At 66.5% G+C, this 15,952-nt stretch carries 21 protein-coding genes; 12 read left to right on the forward strand and 9 right to left on the reverse strand.

Annotated features, from left to right (window positions below):
• Positions 1 to 14: 14 nt before the first annotated feature.
• Positions 15 to 1,109: a DoxX family protein gene (locus tag NDI85_RS00755; RefSeq protein WP_188995416.1), complete on the forward strand. Its 1,095-nt coding sequence runs from the start codon at positions 15 to 17 to the stop codon at positions 1,107 to 1,109.
• 48 nt (positions 1,110 to 1,157) lie between these two features.
• Positions 1,158 to 2,612 carry an RtcB family protein gene (locus tag NDI85_RS00760; RefSeq protein ID WP_188995414.1) on the forward strand — a complete coding sequence of 485 codons (1,455 nt, stop codon included), beginning with the start codon at positions 1,158 to 1,160 and terminating at the stop codon, positions 2,610 to 2,612.
• Between the two features lie 148 nt (positions 2,613 to 2,760).
• Here NDI85_RS00760 and NDI85_RS00765 read toward each other — a convergent pair whose 3' ends face one another.
• On the reverse strand, positions 2,761 to 3,195 hold the full coding sequence (locus NDI85_RS00765) for a type IV pilin (RefSeq protein WP_310914648.1): 435 nt from the start codon (positions 3,193 to 3,195) through the stop codon (positions 2,761 to 2,763).
• A gap of 91 nt (positions 3,196 to 3,286) precedes the next feature.
• Here NDI85_RS00765 and NDI85_RS00770 point away from each other — a divergent pair, with 91 nt between their 5' ends.
• The gene (locus NDI85_RS00770; RefSeq protein ID WP_310914649.1) at positions 3,287 to 4,138 is read left to right on the forward strand and encodes a translation initiation factor eIF-2B; all 852 of its coding nucleotides are present in this window, start codon (positions 3,287 to 3,289) and stop codon (positions 4,136 to 4,138) included.
• Here NDI85_RS00770 and NDI85_RS00775 read toward each other — a convergent pair.
• Both NDI85_RS00775 and NDI85_RS00780 read right to left on the reverse strand, forming a co-directional pair.
• Positions 4,135 to 4,329, reverse strand: a complete 195-nt coding sequence (locus tag NDI85_RS00775; protein ID WP_188995410.1) for a hypothetical protein — start codon at positions 4,327 to 4,329, stop codon at positions 4,135 to 4,137. The genes NDI85_RS00770 and NDI85_RS00775 overlap by 4 nt on opposite strands.
• A 125-nt stretch (positions 4,330 to 4,454) precedes the next feature.
• On the reverse strand, positions 4,455 to 5,201 hold the full coding sequence (locus NDI85_RS00780) for a PAC2 family protein (protein WP_310914650.1): 747 nt from the start codon (positions 5,199 to 5,201) through the stop codon (positions 4,455 to 4,457).
• A gap of 77 nt (positions 5,202 to 5,278) precedes the next feature.
• Between NDI85_RS00780 and NDI85_RS00785 the strand changes: the two genes are divergently transcribed.
• A complete protein-coding gene (locus tag NDI85_RS00785) occupies positions 5,279 to 6,349 on the forward strand; it encodes a mechanosensitive ion channel family protein (protein WP_188995407.1) in 1,071 nt (356 codons plus the stop codon).
• Here the strand turns inward: NDI85_RS00785 and NDI85_RS00790 are convergent.
• Complete coding sequence (locus NDI85_RS00790) at positions 6,319 to 6,765, reverse strand: universal stress protein (protein WP_188995405.1); 447 nt, start codon at positions 6,763 to 6,765, stop codon at positions 6,319 to 6,321. The genes NDI85_RS00785 and NDI85_RS00790 overlap by 31 nt on opposite strands.
• A 32-nt stretch (positions 6,766 to 6,797) precedes the next feature.
• Entirely contained in the window at positions 6,798 to 8,156 is a 1,359-nt protein-coding gene (locus tag NDI85_RS00795) for a 5'-nucleotidase C-terminal domain-containing protein (protein WP_310914651.1), read from the reverse strand.
• 224 nt (positions 8,157 to 8,380) lie between these two features.
• On the opposite strand from NDI85_RS00795, the gene NDI85_RS00800 reads away from it, so the two are divergent.
• The 8 genes from NDI85_RS00800 (at position 8,381) to NDI85_RS00835 (ending at position 12,802) form a co-directional block, all read left to right on the forward strand.
• Positions 8,381 to 8,620 carry a DUF5816 domain-containing protein gene (locus tag NDI85_RS00800; RefSeq protein ID WP_166970668.1) on the forward strand — a complete coding sequence of 80 codons (240 nt, stop codon included), beginning with the start codon at positions 8,381 to 8,383 and terminating at the stop codon, positions 8,618 to 8,620.
• Between the two features lie 72 nt (positions 8,621 to 8,692).
• Entirely contained in the window at positions 8,693 to 9,001 is a 309-nt protein-coding gene (locus NDI85_RS00805; RefSeq protein WP_188995401.1) for a hypothetical protein, read from the forward strand.
• A gap of 24 nt (positions 9,002 to 9,025) precedes the next feature.
• Positions 9,026 to 9,559, forward strand: coding sequence for a mechanosensitive ion channel domain-containing protein (locus tag NDI85_RS00810; protein ID WP_166970644.1), 534 nt, complete (start codon positions 9,026 to 9,028; stop codon positions 9,557 to 9,559).
• Positions 9,560 to 9,645: 86 nt separating this feature from the next.
• Positions 9,646 to 10,560 carry a metal-dependent hydrolase gene (locus NDI85_RS00815; protein WP_310914652.1) on the forward strand — a complete coding sequence of 305 codons (915 nt, stop codon included), beginning with the start codon at positions 9,646 to 9,648 and terminating at the stop codon, positions 10,558 to 10,560.
• A gap of 41 nt (positions 10,561 to 10,601) precedes the next feature.
• Positions 10,602 to 11,222: a hypothetical protein gene (locus tag NDI85_RS00820; RefSeq protein ID WP_310914653.1), complete on the forward strand. Its 621-nt coding sequence runs from the start codon at positions 10,602 to 10,604 to the stop codon at positions 11,220 to 11,222.
• Positions 11,219 to 11,878: a hypothetical protein gene (locus NDI85_RS00825; protein WP_188995395.1), complete on the forward strand. Its 660-nt coding sequence runs from the start codon at positions 11,219 to 11,221 to the stop codon at positions 11,876 to 11,878. The genes NDI85_RS00820 and NDI85_RS00825 overlap by 4 nt, the downstream gene beginning before the upstream one ends.
• 71 nt (positions 11,879 to 11,949) lie before the next feature.
• The gene (locus NDI85_RS00830; protein WP_310914654.1) at positions 11,950 to 12,465 is read left to right on the forward strand and encodes a hypothetical protein; all 516 of its coding nucleotides are present in this window, start codon (positions 11,950 to 11,952) and stop codon (positions 12,463 to 12,465) included.
• Positions 12,466 to 12,601: 136 nt separating this feature from the next.
• Complete coding sequence (locus tag NDI85_RS00835) at positions 12,602 to 12,802, forward strand: dodecin (protein ID WP_166970634.1); 201 nt, start codon at positions 12,602 to 12,604, stop codon at positions 12,800 to 12,802.
• Here NDI85_RS00835 and NDI85_RS00840 read toward each other — a convergent pair.
• The 4 genes from NDI85_RS00840 to NDI85_RS00855 form a co-directional block, all read right to left on the reverse strand.
• Complete coding sequence (locus NDI85_RS00840; RefSeq protein ID WP_166970632.1) at positions 12,799 to 13,170, reverse strand: iron-sulfur cluster assembly accessory protein; 372 nt, start codon at positions 13,168 to 13,170, stop codon at positions 12,799 to 12,801. The genes NDI85_RS00835 and NDI85_RS00840 overlap by 4 nt on opposite strands.
• Before the next feature lie 125 nt (positions 13,171 to 13,295).
• Positions 13,296 to 14,564, reverse strand: a complete 1,269-nt coding sequence (hisD, locus tag NDI85_RS00845) for a histidinol dehydrogenase (protein ID WP_310914655.1) — start codon at positions 14,562 to 14,564, stop codon at positions 13,296 to 13,298.
• Positions 14,565 to 14,612: 48 nt separating this feature from the next.
• Positions 14,613 to 15,680: a PQQ-binding-like beta-propeller repeat protein gene (locus NDI85_RS00850; protein ID WP_220639374.1), complete on the reverse strand. Its 1,068-nt coding sequence runs from the start codon at positions 15,678 to 15,680 to the stop codon at positions 14,613 to 14,615.
• Positions 15,674 to 15,877 carry a twin-arginine translocation signal domain-containing protein gene (locus NDI85_RS00855; RefSeq protein ID WP_188995387.1) on the reverse strand — a complete coding sequence of 68 codons (204 nt, stop codon included), beginning with the start codon at positions 15,875 to 15,877 and terminating at the stop codon, positions 15,674 to 15,676. The genes NDI85_RS00850 and NDI85_RS00855 overlap by 7 nt, the downstream gene beginning before the upstream one ends.
• Positions 15,878 to 15,952 lie beyond the last annotated feature (75 nt).

Here is a 15,952-nt window from a genome sequence, read left to right on the forward strand (position 1 = left end):
GCCCTAGCGGGTGTATGAAACGCCGTTCGATACTCACGGGGGTTCTGTTGGGGGTCGCTGTCGTCGCGACGAGTCGGCCTGCTGTTGCACACGTCGACTACGTCACAGACGGCCCCGGTGCGGCACTCGACGCGCTCGCCTTCCTCATCGAGGTCCTCTCGAATCCGATAAACGCCGCCATCTTCGGCGTGTCCGGACTCGCGGGCGTCGTTGGCATCGCCGCGTATCTCTGGGTCCGTCCGACCATCGCCGACATCGTCATCCTGCGGGAGAAACTCGCCGGCTACGCCGACCTCGTGCCGTGGATGCTCCGACTCGCCGTCGGACTCCCGCTCGTCGGTGCGGGGTTCCAAGGCTACCTGTTCGCGCCGACGGTCACCTTCGACCCGAGCGCAAATCCGCTCGTCAGGGTGCTGTTCATCGGCCTCGGCTTCTGCATCCTGTTCGGACTGGCGACGCGCATCGTCACCGCAGTCGGCCTGCTCACCTATCTGTGGGCGCTGACCGTCGACCCCGGTGTCGTGCTCGCGATGGAGTACGTCCCGGCATTTCTCGCCTTGCTCGTCGTCGGCGGCGGCCGACCGAGCGCCGACGACATGTTACAGGAGGTCGCCAGCACCGAAGGGACCTACTACGGCCGCGTCGACCCGGTCCATCACCTGAAGGCGTTCTTCGACGACGTGACCGACCCCTTCCGCCCGTACGTCCCGACCGTATTGCGGGTCGGGATGGGCGTCGCGTTCGTCTATCTGGGCCTGTTCCAGAAACTCGCCGACCCGGGGAGCGGCCTGTTGGTCGTCGAGAAGTACGACCTCACGGCCGTCGTGCCAGTCGACCCCGGGATGTGGGTCGTCGGTGCCGGCGTGACCGAGATGCTGGTCGGTCTCGCGCTGATCGCCGGCTTCTTCACGCGCGGGGCGGCCGCCGCGTCGTTCGTCCTCTTTACGACGACGCTGTTCGGACTGCCGGACGACCCGGTGCTGGCTCACATCACCCTCTTCGGGATGGCCTCGGCCGTCTTCACGATGGGGGCCGGGCCGATTTCCTTCGACCATTGGTTCGGCCGACCAGCCGTCTCCGACGAGGAACCAGTCGTCCCCGCCGACTGACAGCCGAGCGACCATACACATTTGGGCGTCCGTGGCGGACGTTCACACATGGTGACATACGACACTGGTTCGGTCACGCTCGAACGGGTCCGGGAGTACGTCTGGGAGATTCCGCCGACGGACGGGATGCGCGTGCCGGCGCGCGTTCTCGCGAGCGAGCAGTTGCTGGACGAGATTAGCGACGACAAGACGCTCGAACAGTTGCAGAACTCCGCACACCTCCCCGGCGTGCAGAAGTACACGCTGTGTATGCCCGACGGCCATCAGGGGTACGGCTTCCCCGTCGGCGGCGTCGCGGGCATCGACACCGAGGACGGCTGTATCTCGCCCGGTGCGGTGGGCTACGACATCAACTGCGGCGTCAGGATGCTGACGACACCACTCGAATACGCCGACGTACAGGGCCACGAGGAAGAACTCGTCGACCGCCTGTTCGCGGCCGTCCCCTCCGGACTGGGCGGCGGTGGCGTCTACGAGGGGTCCGTCGAGGACGTCGACGCCATCCTCGAACGCGGGATGGACTGGGCGCTGGAACAGGGCTACGCCACCGAGGCCGACCTCGAACACTGCGAAGACGAGGGGTACCGCCCAGAGGGCGACGCCAGCGTCGTCTCGGAGAAAGCGAAGAACCGGGGGAAAGAACAGGTCGGGTCGCTGGGCTCTGGCAACCACTTCCTCGAAGTCCAGCGCGTCACGGACGTCTACCGCGAGGACGTGGCGACGGAGTTCGGTCTCTCGCCGGACCAGATCGTCGTTCTCATCCACTGTGGCTCCCGTGGCCTCGGCCATCAGGTGTGTACGGACTACCTCCGACAAATCGAGAAGCGCCACGGCGACTTGCTCGCCCAGTTGCCCGACAAGGAACTCGCGGCGGCACCCGCGGGGTCGCAACTGGCCGACGAGTACTACCGGGCGATGTGTGCGGCCATCAACTTCGCGTGGGTGAACCGCCAACTCGTCATGCACCGGACGCGGGACGTGCTCACGGACGTGTTCGGCGTCGAACGGGAGGACCTCGAACTGCTGTACGACGTGGCCCACAACATCGCGAAGAAGGAGGTTCACGACGTGGACGGCGAGGACCGCGAACTGTACGTCCACCGGAAGGGGGCGACCCGGGCGTTCCCCGCCGGTCGGCCGGAACTCCCGCCGGCCTACGCCGACGTGGGCCAACCCGTCATCATCCCCGGGAGCATGGGTGCCGGGTCGTACGTCCTCCGCGGCGGCGAGAACTCGCTGGCGGAGACGTTCGGGTCGACGGCCCACGGCGCCGGACGGTTGATGAGCAGGACGCAGGCCAAACAGGAGTACTGGGGCGAGGACGTGCGCGACGACCTGCGCGACCACCAGCACGTCTACGTCAAAGCGCAGTCGGGGGCGACGGTGGCCGAGGAGGCACCCGGCGTCTACAAAGACGTCGACGAAGTCGTCCGGGTGTCGGACGCGCTGGGAATCGGTGACCGCGTCGCCCGAACCTTCCCCGTCTGCAACGTCAAGGGCTGAGACGGATCGTCGTAGTCTCGTACCGGTATCGTCGGCATCGGTACACAGCTCCGACGATCCGTACGACTCATACTGGTGGCTGTAAGTTCGTACAGATATTCGCCACCCCGGGGTGGCGAATTACTTCAGTTTGTTACAGCCACCAGTATCACCCGCCGCTCCACTCGTCCAACTTCGTCCGGTTGCCGCTCCGGTTGTAGTATATCTCGACGGTGTCTCTCGCGCTCACGCGTCGCCCGTAGGCGTTGCCGCTGCTCAACTGCGCGATGTCACCGGGTTCGACCATCGACGTGTTGTTCCGGTTCGCGAGTCGTGCCCACGTCACCCGCTTGCTTGGCCCCTCGAACTCGATTTTGCCCGCTTCGAGCTGGTCGCCGCGGCTGTAGGTCACCAAGAGGAGTTCGTTGTCGCTGACGTAGTCGTAGGTGAAGTTCGCTTGCAGGCCGCTGCCGCTGTCGTCTTCGACGACGAGGACGTTCAGGCCGACGATGGCCGTCACGAAGATGGTCAGGAAGACGAGGACACCGACGCCTATCGACTCCGACATCCCCACCGTGTCGTCGCTGAGACTGCGCCCACCCATCGCCTGCCAGTTACATGGGTAGACGGCGTTAAATGCTGTTCGGCTCCCCGAGAGGGGAAAGCACATATCGATTCGGGTCACAACCCCCCACATGATAGACGAGACAGTCGAGGAAATCGAGGAGATGCAGACCCACAGTTCCTCGACGGTGGCGATGAAGGCGGCAAAGGCGTTGCGCGCCCTCACAGACCGGGAGTTCCCGACGGTCGAGGAGTACCTCCGGACGCTGGAGCGCAACAGCAACGCCCTCCGGCGGGCGAATCCGTCGCACGCATCGCTTCACACCACGCAGTTGGAGATCGTCGAGGCCGTCACGGACGCCGACCCGGACGACGTGGCCGCCGCGAAGCGACTCACTGGGGAGGCCATCGACGCGGTCGTCGACGAAGTGGAGTACGCGAAGGACCGCGCGGCGGCGCGCGCCGCAGACCTCATCGCGGACGACGACACGCTGTTGACACACGACTTCTCCTCGACGGTGTTGACGGCTATCGACGACGCGCTTGAATCGGGACGCTCCTTCGAGGTGTACACTACCGAGTCCCGACCGCGGTTCCTCGGCCGGAAGATGGCACGGAAACTCGCGGAGCGAGACGGGGTGGACGTGACGCTCATCGTCGACAGCGCGGCGGGCCACTACCTGTCCGAGTGTGACCGGGTGCTGGTCGGGATGGACTGCATCGTAGCGGACACGCTGTACAACCGGGTCGGCACCTACCCCATCGCCACGGCCGCCGAGGACACCGGCGTCCCGATGACTGTGGTGGGGGCAGACGCGAAGTTCGTCGACGGCGCGTTCGCCTTCGAGAACGAGTTCCGGTCGCCGGCAGAGGTACTGCGCGAACCGGCAGAGGGGTTCGACGTGGCCAATCCGGCCTACGACGCGACGCCGACGTCGCTACTCGATTCGGTCGTCACAGACGAAGAGATACGCGAGTACTAGCGGTCGCTCACGACCGTCCGGCAGTCGGGACAGCGGCGGGTCCGCGTGTCACCGGTCAGTTCGACGTGCCAGTCACCACCCACTGGACTCTCGTGGCCGCAGGCCGGGCAGAACAGCACGCCCTTCGAGCGCTGATGGATCGACCGCTGTGGGTCAGCGGCGTCCACCGGGTGGGTTTCGATAGAAGTCATCACTTCTAGAGAGGGGCCGGAGCGTGAAGTATGTGTTGACAAATTGTTTAATTATTCACGGAGAAACGCCCTGTCTACGAGTTCCGACCGGTACCTACTGTGTGACACGTTCGCCTCCCTCGGGCTCACATGTACATCCGGTCGTCTGGCATCATTTCCTCTTGGCTCGCTTCGATTCGCTCGGCCAGCGCCCGGTACTGGGCCTCGACGGTGGCGGCGAACTCGGCGAGCGGCTCGGTGTCGACGTCGATGTCGTGGGTCGCCGAGAGCGCCTCGACGAGACGGACCGCGGCGGCGGCGTCTGGCGCCTGTGGGTGGGCCGGCGTCGTGAACACGCCGACGGGGCGTTCGTCGTCGGGGATTCCCCGGGCGACCAGTTCCGCCGTGGCCCCGTCTAAGAACCCCGTCCCCATCGCCCTGATGTCGGTATCCGAGAGATAGCGCTCCCGGTAGTCCTCGGTGGCGATGTAGAACGGGACGTGGTCCTCGGGGCCGTGTGCGACGGGAACGCCCGAGAGGACAGTGAGGTTCGTCGGCGTCAACTGCGCGTAGACGTCGTCGACGGCGTCGGCGAAGGACTCGGCCATCTGTGGCGGGACGAACCGCTCGCTGATGACGACGCCCAGTGCGGTGTCCTCGTCGGCGTACAGGCGCGTGTGATGCCGCGGGGTTCCGTCTTCGAACGGCGTGATGGTCGGCGGCCCGGCGCTGTCGAGGTACCCCACCTGTTCCATCTCCATCTGGTCGACGAGGTAGTCGACGGCGGTGAGTCCGGCGAGACCGTACTCGGTGAACCCGACGGCGAGCGTGTCGACGTCAGGCGGTTCGGCGGTCAAATCGAAGGTGGGTCCAGCAGTGCCAGCTGATACCATGGTGACTGTCTCGTCTGCCGTCGTCTAATCGGTTTGGGAGGGGAACGTTTTTCTCGTGGGACCGTTCAGTCTGTGCCATGCATCCCGGCTACGTCGTGTTGTTTCAGACGGCGTCGCCGACACCGACGCCAACGGCGACACCGACGCCGACGCCAACGGCGACGCCGACGAACGCGACGTCGACCCAGACGGCCGCGGAGGCGACCCAGACGCTGTTCTCGTGGCTCCCTTTCGAGATACCCCTCTGGGCGTCCCAGTTGCTGACGTCGCTGCTCGTCATCGTACTGGCGCTACTGGCGTCGCGCCTTCTCGTTCGCTTGCTCGGCCGTCGCGTCGCACAGCGGTTCCGCCGCCCCAGTCTGACGCGGACGGCCCTCCGAGGTATCCGGGTTGGCGTCTACGTCTTAGCCCTGCTGACGATCATGGGCATCTACGGCCTCGGTATCGGCGACATCGGCCTCTCGGTGGCCGTCTTCTCCGCCGTGGTGGGTGTCGTGGTCGCACCCATCGTCGGGAGTTTCATCTCCGGCGTCTTCCTGCTGGCCGACCAGCCCTACGAGATCGGCGACATGATCGAACTGGCCGACCGAGGCCAGCGAGGGTTCGTCGAGGACATCACGCTCAGACACACCAAGGTGTTCACGCTCGACAACACCTTTCTGGTCATTCCGAACGGGTCGATGCGCGACCGGGACGTCGTCAACTACTCCGCAGAGGACCCGCGAACCCGCCTCTCGCTGGACGTGCTGGTAACCTACGAGAGCGACATCGCCGAGGCCCGGAAACTCGTCGAACGTGCGGCCCGCGACGTGGACAACGTCATCGAGGGCGGCCCCAACATCCGCGTGGGGGCGGCCCGCTACCCCGCCGCACCGACGGCGTACATCAACGAGTTCGGCGACCACGGCGTCCTGTTGACGCTTCGCTACTGGGTGACGGAACCGTACAAACTACTGGCCTCTCGGTCGAAGGTCCAGACCAACGTCTGGGACGCACTCGACGACGCCGACGTTGAAATCGCCTATCCCCACTCGCACCTGTTCTTCGACGAGACGAGCGGGGAGATGCAGGTGTCGCTGTCCGAGAGCGACGCTGGACCGGGACCCTCGCCCGGCGCTCAGTTCCCCGACGAACGCGACGCCGAGTAACCCGACCGCTTGCTGTCGGGGCTGACCGTGACGACGTCACAGTCCAGTTCCTCACGGAGGAAGTGCTCTATGTCCGGGTCGTCGACGAGGCGGCGAACCATCGACCGCCAGCGACTCACCTGTTTGTCGCCGATGACGACGACGTCGGCGTCCTGTGCGGCCACCTCGTCGAGAATCGTCTCCTCGACGAGCATCCCCGACCGGACGACGTAGCGTGTCCGTCGGAGGTGTCCGAACTCACGTTCGACGGCGCTCTTCAGTTGCGACCGCGATATCTTGTGCCCGTTCTGATAGAGGTTGACGTGGAGAACGGTGAGGTCCGCGTCCGCTTCCTCGGCGACTCGGATAGCCTCGGCGAGGGTGGCACGCGAGTTCTCGGAGAGGGGATAACGAACCGGGACGACGACCTGTGGCATCACCGGAAGGTTCGGTGGCCGGGGTTAAATCCCTAGCGACGCACCACTCGACCGGTGACCGACGGATCGATGCCCTCGGCTCGCGCGTACTCCGCGAGGACCTCGTACTGAAGCGCCCCCACGTCGACGCGGTGGGTGCCCGTGAGGACGGGGAACTCGACCGGGGTGTGGAGCAGATAGTCCGTCGTCGCGACGGTGTAGGTCGCTTCCGGGTCGACCGGTTCACCGCCGACGTGAAGCCGTTCGACGGTCCGACTCTCGCGGTCCCAGACGACTTCGAGGCCGCTGAGGTGAGCGTTCCACCAGTCCGGCTCGCCGTAGGGGACGACCTGCCCGCTGGCCTGTCGGCAGAGCGTCCGGAGTTCCGCGCCGCTAACCTCGGCGACGACGACGGGTTCCTCGAACGGGACGATGGAGACGAGGTCGGCGACGGTCACGTCCCCCGACAGCGGCGTCTCGTCCTCGCGCACCCCGCCGCCGTTCTGGAGGCCGACGTCGGTGTCCATCGCCCACCGGTAGGCATCGGCGACGACGTTACCGATGCGGCTCTCGCCGCCGTAGGTGTCCATCCGCTCGCGGGAGATCGGTTCCTCGACGGTGGCGACGACCTCGTCCAGTCCGGTCTCTGCTAGTCGGTCCTCGATGGCTCCAGCGACGCGCTCGTCGGGCGCGGCATCGTCGACGGTCTTGAACTCCGCGGTCGGTTCGGCGCCGTCGAGCGCCACCGTGACGACCGTATGGCCGTTCGATCCGGGTCGGGCCAGCAGGGTCCCGTCGACGCGTTCGATGCGCCGCTGGTGGACGTGGCCGCCCAGAATAACGTCGACGTCGCTTCGGCGAGCGAGGTCGTCGTCGGCCCGCCCGAGGTGTGAGAGGACGACCACGTACTCGGCGCCCGCGTTCCGCAGTGCCGCTTCTGCGTCGACTACCGCGTCGAACGGATCGGTGAACGTCAGCGGTTCGGCGGCGGGGCTGGCAGCCCCCGTCTCTGGTGCCGTGACGCCGACGAACCCGATTCGGGTGCCGGCCACCTCGCGGACGGCCCACTGTGCCGTCTCGTCGGCGAGGAACCGTCCGTCGCCGTTCCGGACGTTGGCGGTGAGCCACGTCTGTGGCGACGCCTCGACGACGTCCCGAGTGGCATCCAGACCGTGGTCGAAGTCGTGGTTTCCGAACGTCTCGAACGCGGGGTCGACGGCCGAGAAGAGGTCGAGCGCTTGTCGCCCGTTCGTCACCAGCGAGAGGACGCCCGGCGCGGTGTTGTCGCCGGTCCCGACGAGCAGCGCGTCCGGACCGTCGAGCGATTGGAGCGTGCCGGCAAGCCGACCGATCCGGTCGGGGTCGTCGTAGGCGTTCTCGACGTCCGAATAGTGGACGAGGCGGGGACCCATCACTCTCAGTAGCGGGACGGAGCGGCAAAGCGGTTGCGCCGCCGACGGGACGACCGGACGGGAGCGTCACGCGATTCGAGAGACCGGTGAGGGCCGTCGCCCCTCGAAACCGGTCGCGTAGCGCGGGTCCTGCGGCGAGACGGGGTTGACGCCAGCGTCGGGATCGAACGCCCGTCGGCGTCTGGGACCGCAGTGATTTAGCCGCTGGATCTGTTTCACTCGGTATGGACGAACGTGACGGTCCGGACGGGACGACGCTGTACGTGGACCGCGAGGACGGCGACATCGGCACGAAGGGTCCCTTCTACGTCGTCTACCGCGGCGAGGGCAGAGAGCGCCGGTGGGGGTACTTCTGTGGTAACTGTGAGACGTTCAACAACGCCATGGACTCGATGGGCCGAATCCGTTGTAACGAGTGTAGCAACCTCCGGAAGGCGGAGGAGTGGGACGCCGCCCACGAGTAACGCCGTCCGTTTCCTGTCGTCCGATTGTCGAGTGGGAACGTTTATACTCTACCCACTGGTAGGCGTTGGCAGATGGGGGCCGTTACCACATCACTCGGCGAGCAGGCCCAGTCGATATTCGACGATATCGGGTACACCGTGTCGCGCACCGACAGCGGATTGCGAGCAGAACACAAGTGGCGCGTCGTCCGTGTCACCGTCCTCGACGGCGACGAGACACTCCCGGAGACGGGCGACTTGCGTTGTTTCGTCACGTGGTCGTCGGAGGCGACGACACTCGCACGACGTCTCACACGGATGGACGTCGAGTACGAGTGGGCGATCATCGGCGTCCGAGAGGACGGCGACTACGACATCGTCCACCCCGGGACCAAGACTTAGGGACGCCCCCACCGACCTTGGGGCGTGCAGATGAACGTCATCGCTACCGCGCTCGAACAGTTCCTTACCGACGTCCAGAGCGTTCTCCCCGACTTGCTTACTGGATTGGTCTTTCTCGTCATCGCAGGCATCGCTATCAAGGCTCTCATGTTCGTCGTCCGGACGATACTGAAGCGGGCACTCCCCGGTGAGGCACCGGTGTACCGACAGTTCGTCGCGACGATCGTCCTCGTCTTCCTCTGGTTCGGCGTCGTCCTCTCCTTTCTCTCTATCGTGGGCCTCACGCTGGTCGCTGCGTCGCTGGGGACGGCGACCGGATTCCTCGCGCTGGGCGTCTCCTATGCGCTGTCGGGCATGATTGCCGACGCCGTCGCCGGTGTCTACCTCCTCCGGGACCCGGACTTCAACCCCGGCGACACCGTCACGGCGGGCGACACGACGGGCGAGGTGACGGCTATCGAACTCCGGAAGACGCGCTTCGACGTGGGCGGCGACACGGTGGTTCGGGCCAACGCGGACATCGAAAAACGCTGGACGAAAGTGACCGACGACGCCTGAATCCGCTCGTCGGAACCTGCCGCTGCGTGTGGTGATACACCCGTTGACACGCGATACTTATGCGTGTCGACACCGAACGGTGTGGTATGTTCGTGGGGCATGCCCTGCTGGCGTTCGCTATCGTGGCGCTCGGGGCCAGACGACTGGACGTGCGTCCGAAGCGTGCGCTCCAGTACGGGTTCGTGGGCGGTCTGTTCGCCGCCGTGCCCGACGTAGACGTGGTGTACGCACCGGTCGGACTCCTGATGCGCTCCGTCGAGACGGTCGGGCCAGACGTGTTCTGGGCGACGGCCAACGTCATCCACCGTGGCCCGACGCACTCGTTGGTGATGGGCGCCGTACTCGCCGTCGCCGTCGGCCTGTGGGCACACGGTACCCGTCCCACCAGAGCCGCTTCGCTGTCGCTGCTGTCGCTCCTCGTCGGCGCTGCCGGACTCGTTAGTGGCGCTGTCGGTGCCGTCGTCGTCCTCGCGTTCGCGCTGGCCGGCCTCGGCGTCGCCGTGTTCAGTCGGCGCCTCGACGTGCGTCCGCGGACGCTGTTCGCCGTCGCGTCCGTCGGCCTCCTCTCACACCCCTTCGGGGACCTGTTCACCGGGTCGCCGCCGGCACTGCTGTACCCCTTCGACGTGGTGCTGGTCCCAGAACGCATCGCGCTCCACCCCCACGCGACGGGGCACTTGCTCGCGGCCTTCGCGGTCGAACTGGGGGCGGTCTGGTTGGCCGTCTGGACGTACGCCCGTCTCACGGGGTACCGCCTGCCCGCCCTCGTCAACCCGCGGGCGTCGCTGGGCGTCGGCTACGCCGCCGCCGCCATCATGCTTCCGGCACCCACGCTGGAGCAGTCCGCACACTTCGTGTTCAGCGTCCTCGCTATCGGCGTCGTCGGCGCACCGGTCCGTCCGTTCTCGCGCGGCGTCGATTCTCTGGAGGCCGTCGTCACCGGGTTAGCGGCCGTCAGCGTCGCGGTGGTCGCCTACGCGCTCGCCTACGGCGTTCTCTGACCTCCGATAGTGTTTTCCACGCAGCGCCGTATCTGACGGACATGAGCCCCGACGTGACCGAGTTGTTACGCGACCGGCGGACCAACGCATTGGTGAGTTGGGTCGTGATCGCGATACTGGTCACCGTCGTTGCGGGTAGCGTACTGAAGACGCAACTTCTCTGGGCCGCCTTCGCCGCCACCGTCGCCGCACTCGCGCTCCTGCCGCCGGTGTTACTGTGGAACCGTGACGCGATGCTCCCGTGGGAGATTCTCTTTCTCGCCGCCCTCCCGGTCGTCGGCCGTCTGTTCGCGACGGTGTCCGTGACCGGCAACCTCGCGACGTACCTCTCCATCGCGGCCATCGCGCTCATCCTCGCCGTCGAACTCCACGTGTTCACGCCGGTGAAGATGACGCCGCGGTTCGCCGTCGTGTTCGTCGGCGTGACGACGATGGCCGCCGCCGGCGTCTGGGCCGTCGTCCGCTGGACCGCCGACCAGCTACTCGGGACGACGTTCATCCTGGACCCCGTGCTGACCGAACACGCCATCGAACGCGCGCTCATGTGGGAGTTCGTCGCCTCGACCATCGCCGGGGTCGGCGCTGGTGTCGTCTTCGCGTACTACGTCCGCCAACAGATAGGGACGACCCGGGTTCCCGAGGAGGTGCAACCCGACCTATGAGGATTCGGGACTACCTCGGTATCACCCCGCGCCGACAGCGCCAAGCCTCCCGAGTGATGACGCTCGCGATGGTCGGCATCCTGGCTATCGGTATCGAACGCGGGAGCACGGGCGTCATCGTCAACACTGGGGTCGGTCTGCTGGTGACTCAGCTCCCGCCGCTGTTAGAGCGGGACTTCGGCATCGCGCTGGACCCCGCACTCACCCTGTGGATAACGACGGCGGTGTTCCTCCACGCCGTCGGCGTCCTCGGTCTGCCGTGGTCGGAGACGAACTTCTACGCCGGCATCTGGTGGTGGGACCACGTCACCCACGCGCTGTCGTCGTCGCTCGTCGCCGCCGTCGGCTACACGACGGTCCGGGCACTGGATCGCCACTCCGATGAGATACACCTCCCGCCGCGGTTCGTGTTCGTGTTCATCCTGCTGTTCGTGCTGGCGTTTGGCGTCGTCTGGGAGGTCATCGAGTTCACCATCACGTTGGTCGCCGAGGCCACCGGCAACGCCACTATCCTCACTCAATACGGCCTCGAAGACACGATGCTGGACCTCGTTTTCGACACTATCGGCGCCGTCGTCGTCGCTATCTGGGGCACCGCTCACCTCACCGACGTCGTCGGGTACGTCGAGGAGTGGCTAGAGACGCGGACCGGGTGAGAAGCGGACCGTTTCGCCGTGGTTAGATCGGGTCTAACAATGTCGAAACCGTAAGTATCTGAACGTGCAGTATGTCACCACAAACCAGACGTTCCGTACTCCGGTCGCTCGGTGCGGCCGGTGCATTCGTTGGGGTCACTGGCAACGCTATCGCGGGCGGTAGAGGCACTGCAGACCACCACAAAAAGCTCGCGGCGGTGCGGCGGGCAACGAGGAAGTATCAGGACGTCGCGAAAGCCGAGGCGGACGGATACGTCACCGACGGGCACTGCGTGGCCCACCCCCAAGGGAAGGGGGCCATGGGCGTCCACTACGTCAACTTCCTCGACGCGAACGGGAATCCCACGCACCTCGATAACTCGCTCGACCCGATGAATCCGGAAGTGCTCGTCTACGAACCGAACAACGGGAACATGAACCTCGTTGCCGTCGAGTGGATTTCGACGGAACCGTTCACCATGTTCGGACACGAGTCTCACGAGGGGCCGGGACCGTGGTACTCACTCCACGCGTGGCTCTGGAAGGCGAACCCGAACGGCACCTTCGCGAACTTCAACCCCAACGTCGACTGCTCGAACGGGGAGTGAGTCGTCCCGACGGCGTCGTCCAACGCCGCCGGCCCATGATACTCCTTCACAAAGATATTTGTCGGTACCGCGTGAAGTCCGACCGAGGCGTGCCCGCATCGGACGGTCGTCTCACGACAGCACACGGTGACAACAGATGGTTTTCAAGAAGATCACACTGATCGGAACGAGCTCGGAGAGCTTCGACGCCGCCGCCGACGACGCAATCGAGCGGGCGGAGGCGACACTGGACAACCTGAAGTGGGTAGAAGTGGACGAACTCGGCGTCGAGATAGCGAGCGTCGAGGGTCGTGAGTACCAGGCAGAGGTGACGGTCGCCTTCGAACTCGAAGACTAGGTCCGGAACGACTCGCCACAGCCACACTCGCTGACGACGTTCGGGTTCTCGACGTGGAACCCGGCGCCCTGCAGTCCGCCTTCGTAGTCGAGTACCGACCCCTCGATGTAGTCGATGCTGGCGCCGTCGACGAACACCCGCAGGCCGTGGCGCTCGTAGACGGTGTCGTTCTCCTCCGGTTCGTGGTCGAAGCGCATCCCGTAAGAGAGGCCGGCACAGCCACCCTGCTGGACGAACAACCGCAGACCGGCGACGTCGGTGTCCATGTCCTCACTCTCTAGGAGCGCTATCGCTTCCTCGGCGGCTTCCTCGGTGACACCCACGTCCTCGCCACCGAGTTGTGGCTCACCGTCGACGGTGCTGCTCATACTGATAGATGTGCCCCCGAACGTGTTAACACTGACGCCGCTTCGCACCCCACGTCGGGGTTCGCTACGCGCCACGGCTCTCTTCGGTCGCCGTTCCACCGAGGGCCGCGTCTGCGCGCCCCTCGCTATTCGAACCGCTTCCGCACGCTCTCGGCGTGGGCTTCCAGCCCTTCGGCCTCCGCGAGCGTCGTGATCGTCTGGCTGAGGTCTCCCAACGAGTCCTCGGAGAGGCGCTGGACGGTCGTCGACCGGACGAACGTGTCCACGGAGAGGCCGCCAGTGACGCGTGCGGCCCCGCCGGTCGGGAGGACGTGGTTCGTCCCGGCGGCGTAGTCACCGGCCGCCACGGGGCTGTACGGGCCGAGGAAGACCGACCCGGCGGACGGAATCCGGTCCAGCAGCGCCTCGTCGTCGTCGGCCTGTATCGAGAGGTGTTCGGCGGCGTACTCCTCGGCGAACAGCACCCCCTCGCTCATCGACCGGGCGAGGAAGACGCCGGAGGCGTCGTTGTCCAGAGCGCCCCGAATCACGGACTCGCGGTCCCGTTCGCTCGCCTGTTCCTCGACAGACTCGGCTACCGCGTCTGCGAGGTCGGCGTCGTCGGTGACGGCGACGACGGAGGCGTTCTCGTCGTGTTCGGCCTGTGCGACGAGGTCAGAGGCGACCAGTTCCGGGTCGGCCTCGCCGTCGGCGACGACCATGATTTCCGAGGGCCCGGCGAGGAAGTCGATGGCCACGTCGCCGCGCACCTCGGCCTTCGCGGCCGTGACCCAGCGGTTGCCCGGGCCGACGACGATGTCCGTCGCGGTCACCGTCTCGGTGCCGTAGGCGAGGGCGGCGATAGCCTGTGCGCCGCCGACCTGATAGACGGCGTCCGCGCCGGCGACGTGGATGGCCGCCAGCGTGACGGGGTTCACCTCCTCGGCGGGTGGCGTCGCGACGGCGACGTGTTCGACGCCCGCGACCTTCGCGGGGATGACGCCCATAAGCGCGCTGGAGGGGTAGGCCGCGGTGCCGCCGGGGGCGTAGACGCCGGCGCTGTCGAGCGGTCGGAACCGCCGACCGAGTTCCCGCCCGTCGAAGTCCTCGCGCCAGTCTTCGGGCACCTGTCGCTCGTGGAACGCCCGGATGTTCTCGGCGGCGTCCTCGATGGCCGCGCGCACGTCGTCGTCTATCGCCTCGTAGGCGCGTTCGGCGGCGTCGGTGATGTCGACGTTGCCGACTTCCACGTCGTCGAACTCGCTGGCGAAGCGGCGGAGGGCGACGTCGCCCTCTTCGCGGACCTGCGAGACGATGTCCCGGACGTCGTCCCTGACCGCGTCGACGCCGGCGTCCCTCTCGAACAGGGCCGAGCGCTCGTCGGGGCCGAGGTCGGCGACACTGCGTACGTTCATACCCGGTCAACGTGACGGGCGGAAAAACGGGTTTCCCTTCGCCGGTGGTCAGGGCGTGACACCGATGACCGTCCCGTCCTCGCCGGCGAACGCGAGCGAGTCACCGACGACGAGCCGTGTGAGTCGCGATTCGGCGGCGAACGACCACGCCGTCTCGCCCGTGTCGGCGTCGAGTGCGAGGACGTGCCGGTCCCGGTCGTCCTCGCTCTCCGAACGCTGTATCACCAACTGACCGTCGAGCAGACCGGACGGCCGGGCCAGGTACGCGTCCACCGGTGTCCGCCACGCAATCTCTCCGTCGGACAGCGAGATAGCGGCCGCCTCCTCGTTGACGACGTACAGCGTGCCGTCGGCAACCGGGGCGTCGTAGACGGTCGCGCTCACGTCGGCGCGCCACTCGACCTCGCCGGTCGCCGGGTCGAGACTCGCGACGGCGTCGCCGCCGACGAGCAACTGGTCGCCCACGGCCTGTGTCGTGTAGGCGTTCCACTCGTCGAAGGTCCACGCCTGCGCGCCCGTCGCGGCGTCGATACCGTGGACCGTCGGTTCGCGCGGGTCCGCGGCGCTTACGAGGGCGACGGTGTCGCCCACCACAGAGAGCGTCCGGTACTGATATTCCGGGACGGAGTACGCCCACGCCCGAGTCCCGTCGGTGCCGAACACGTCGAGGACGCCGTAGGCCGGGACGTACACTCGCTCGTCGGTGACGAGGCCGCCGCTCGGGTCGCCGATTTCGACGGCCCACCGTTCGGTCCCGTCGGCGAGCGAGAGCGCGTACAGCGTCTCGCCCGAGGACTGGACGTGGTCGTCGGTGGTCGCCACGTACGCGGTGTCGTCTGTGACGGCGAGGACGTCGAGCCACCAGTCGGTCGGCGAGAAGTCCCATCGTTTCTTTCCTGTCCCGGCGTCGACGGCGTGGAGCCGCTGTGCCGAGTTGAGGCCGTCGCCACCCGCGACGGCCAGCACTATTCCGCCGCCGACCGCCGAGTCCTGAATCTCCCGTCCGGCGTCGTAGGTCCACTGTCGGTTCCCGTCCGAGGAGGACAGCGCGGAAAGCGTCCCGGCGTCGGTCCCGACGTACAGGCTGTCGCCGGTCGGCGTCGGTGGGTTCACCACCGTGCGGGGAGCGACCGGGTCCACGCGACGTGGTCGGCGTCCGCGTACGCCTCTGTCCCGTCGGTCGACGCCCCCGAGTCGTCGGTGGCGTTCGACGACCCGGTTCCGTCACCCGCAGGATTTCGGTCGCCGTCGGTCAGGCATCCGGCTACGCCGGTGGCCGCCGTGAGTGCGAGAAACGCGCGTCGAGAGGGCATATACCCCGATCCTGCCGAGACGGGCACATATCTTCTGGACGGTTCGACGGTGGTTTGAGCGACCGGTGAGAGCGG

Origin of the sequence: Haloarcula sp. S1AR25-4 (assembly GCF_031624555.1) — an archaeon.
In the GTDB taxonomy this organism is placed as follows: domain Archaea; phylum Halobacteriota; class Halobacteria; order Halobacteriales; family Haloarculaceae; genus Haloarcula; species Haloarcula pellucida.

What these genes read in the sequence shown, in the direction of transcription:
- NDI85_RS00780 (WP_310914650.1), bottom strand. Translation starts at nt 5,201, where the DNA reads ATGGTATCAGCTGGCACTGCTGGACCCACCTTCGATTTGACCGCCGAA.
- NDI85_RS00835 (WP_166970634.1), top strand. Translation starts at nt 12,602, where the DNA reads ATGGTTTTCAAGAAGATCACACTGATCGGAACGAGCTCGGAGAGCTTC.
- NDI85_RS00770 (WP_310914649.1), top strand. Translation starts at nt 3,287, where the DNA reads ATGATAGACGAGACAGTCGAGGAAATCGAGGAGATGCAGACCCACAGT.
- NDI85_RS00795 (WP_310914651.1), bottom strand. Translation starts at nt 8,156, where the DNA reads ATGGGTCCCCGCCTCGTCCACTATTCGGACGTCGAGAACGCCTACGAC.
- NDI85_RS00760 (WP_188995414.1), top strand. Translation starts at nt 1,158, where the DNA reads ATGGTGACATACGACACTGGTTCGGTCACGCTCGAACGGGTCCGGGAG.
- NDI85_RS00830 (WP_310914654.1), top strand. Translation starts at nt 11,950, where the DNA reads ATGTCACCACAAACCAGACGTTCCGTACTCCGGTCGCTCGGTGCGGCC.
- NDI85_RS00805 (WP_188995401.1), top strand. Translation starts at nt 8,693, where the DNA reads ATGGGGGCCGTTACCACATCACTCGGCGAGCAGGCCCAGTCGATATTC.
- NDI85_RS00765 (WP_310914648.1), bottom strand. Translation starts at nt 3,195, where the DNA reads ATGGGTGGGCGCAGTCTCAGCGACGACACGGTGGGGATGTCGGAGTCG.
- NDI85_RS00855 (WP_188995387.1), bottom strand. Translation starts at nt 15,877, where the DNA reads ATGCCCTCTCGACGCGCGTTTCTCGCACTCACGGCGGCCACCGGCGTA.
- NDI85_RS00820 (WP_310914653.1), top strand. Translation starts at nt 10,602, where the DNA reads ATGAGCCCCGACGTGACCGAGTTGTTACGCGACCGGCGGACCAACGCA.
- NDI85_RS00840 (WP_166970632.1), bottom strand. Translation starts at nt 13,170, where the DNA reads ATGAGCAGCACCGTCGACGGTGAGCCACAACTCGGTGGCGAGGACGTG.
- hisD (WP_310914655.1), bottom strand. Translation starts at nt 14,564, where the DNA reads ATGAACGTACGCAGTGTCGCCGACCTCGGCCCCGACGAGCGCTCGGCC.
- NDI85_RS00790 (WP_188995405.1), bottom strand. Translation starts at nt 6,765, where the DNA reads ATGCCACAGGTCGTCGTCCCGGTTCGTTATCCCCTCTCCGAGAACTCG.
- NDI85_RS00825 (WP_188995395.1), top strand. Translation starts at nt 11,219, where the DNA reads ATGAGGATTCGGGACTACCTCGGTATCACCCCGCGCCGACAGCGCCAA.
- NDI85_RS00785 (WP_188995407.1), top strand. Translation starts at nt 5,279, where the DNA reads ATGCATCCCGGCTACGTCGTGTTGTTTCAGACGGCGTCGCCGACACCG.
- NDI85_RS00775 (WP_188995410.1), bottom strand. Translation starts at nt 4,329, where the DNA reads ATGACTTCTATCGAAACCCACCCGGTGGACGCCGCTGACCCACAGCGG.
- NDI85_RS00815 (WP_310914652.1), top strand. Translation starts at nt 9,646, where the DNA reads ATGTTCGTGGGGCATGCCCTGCTGGCGTTCGCTATCGTGGCGCTCGGG.
- NDI85_RS00755 (WP_188995416.1), top strand. Translation starts at nt 15, where the DNA reads ATGAAACGCCGTTCGATACTCACGGGGGTTCTGTTGGGGGTCGCTGTC.
- NDI85_RS00800 (WP_166970668.1), top strand. Translation starts at nt 8,381, where the DNA reads ATGGACGAACGTGACGGTCCGGACGGGACGACGCTGTACGTGGACCGC.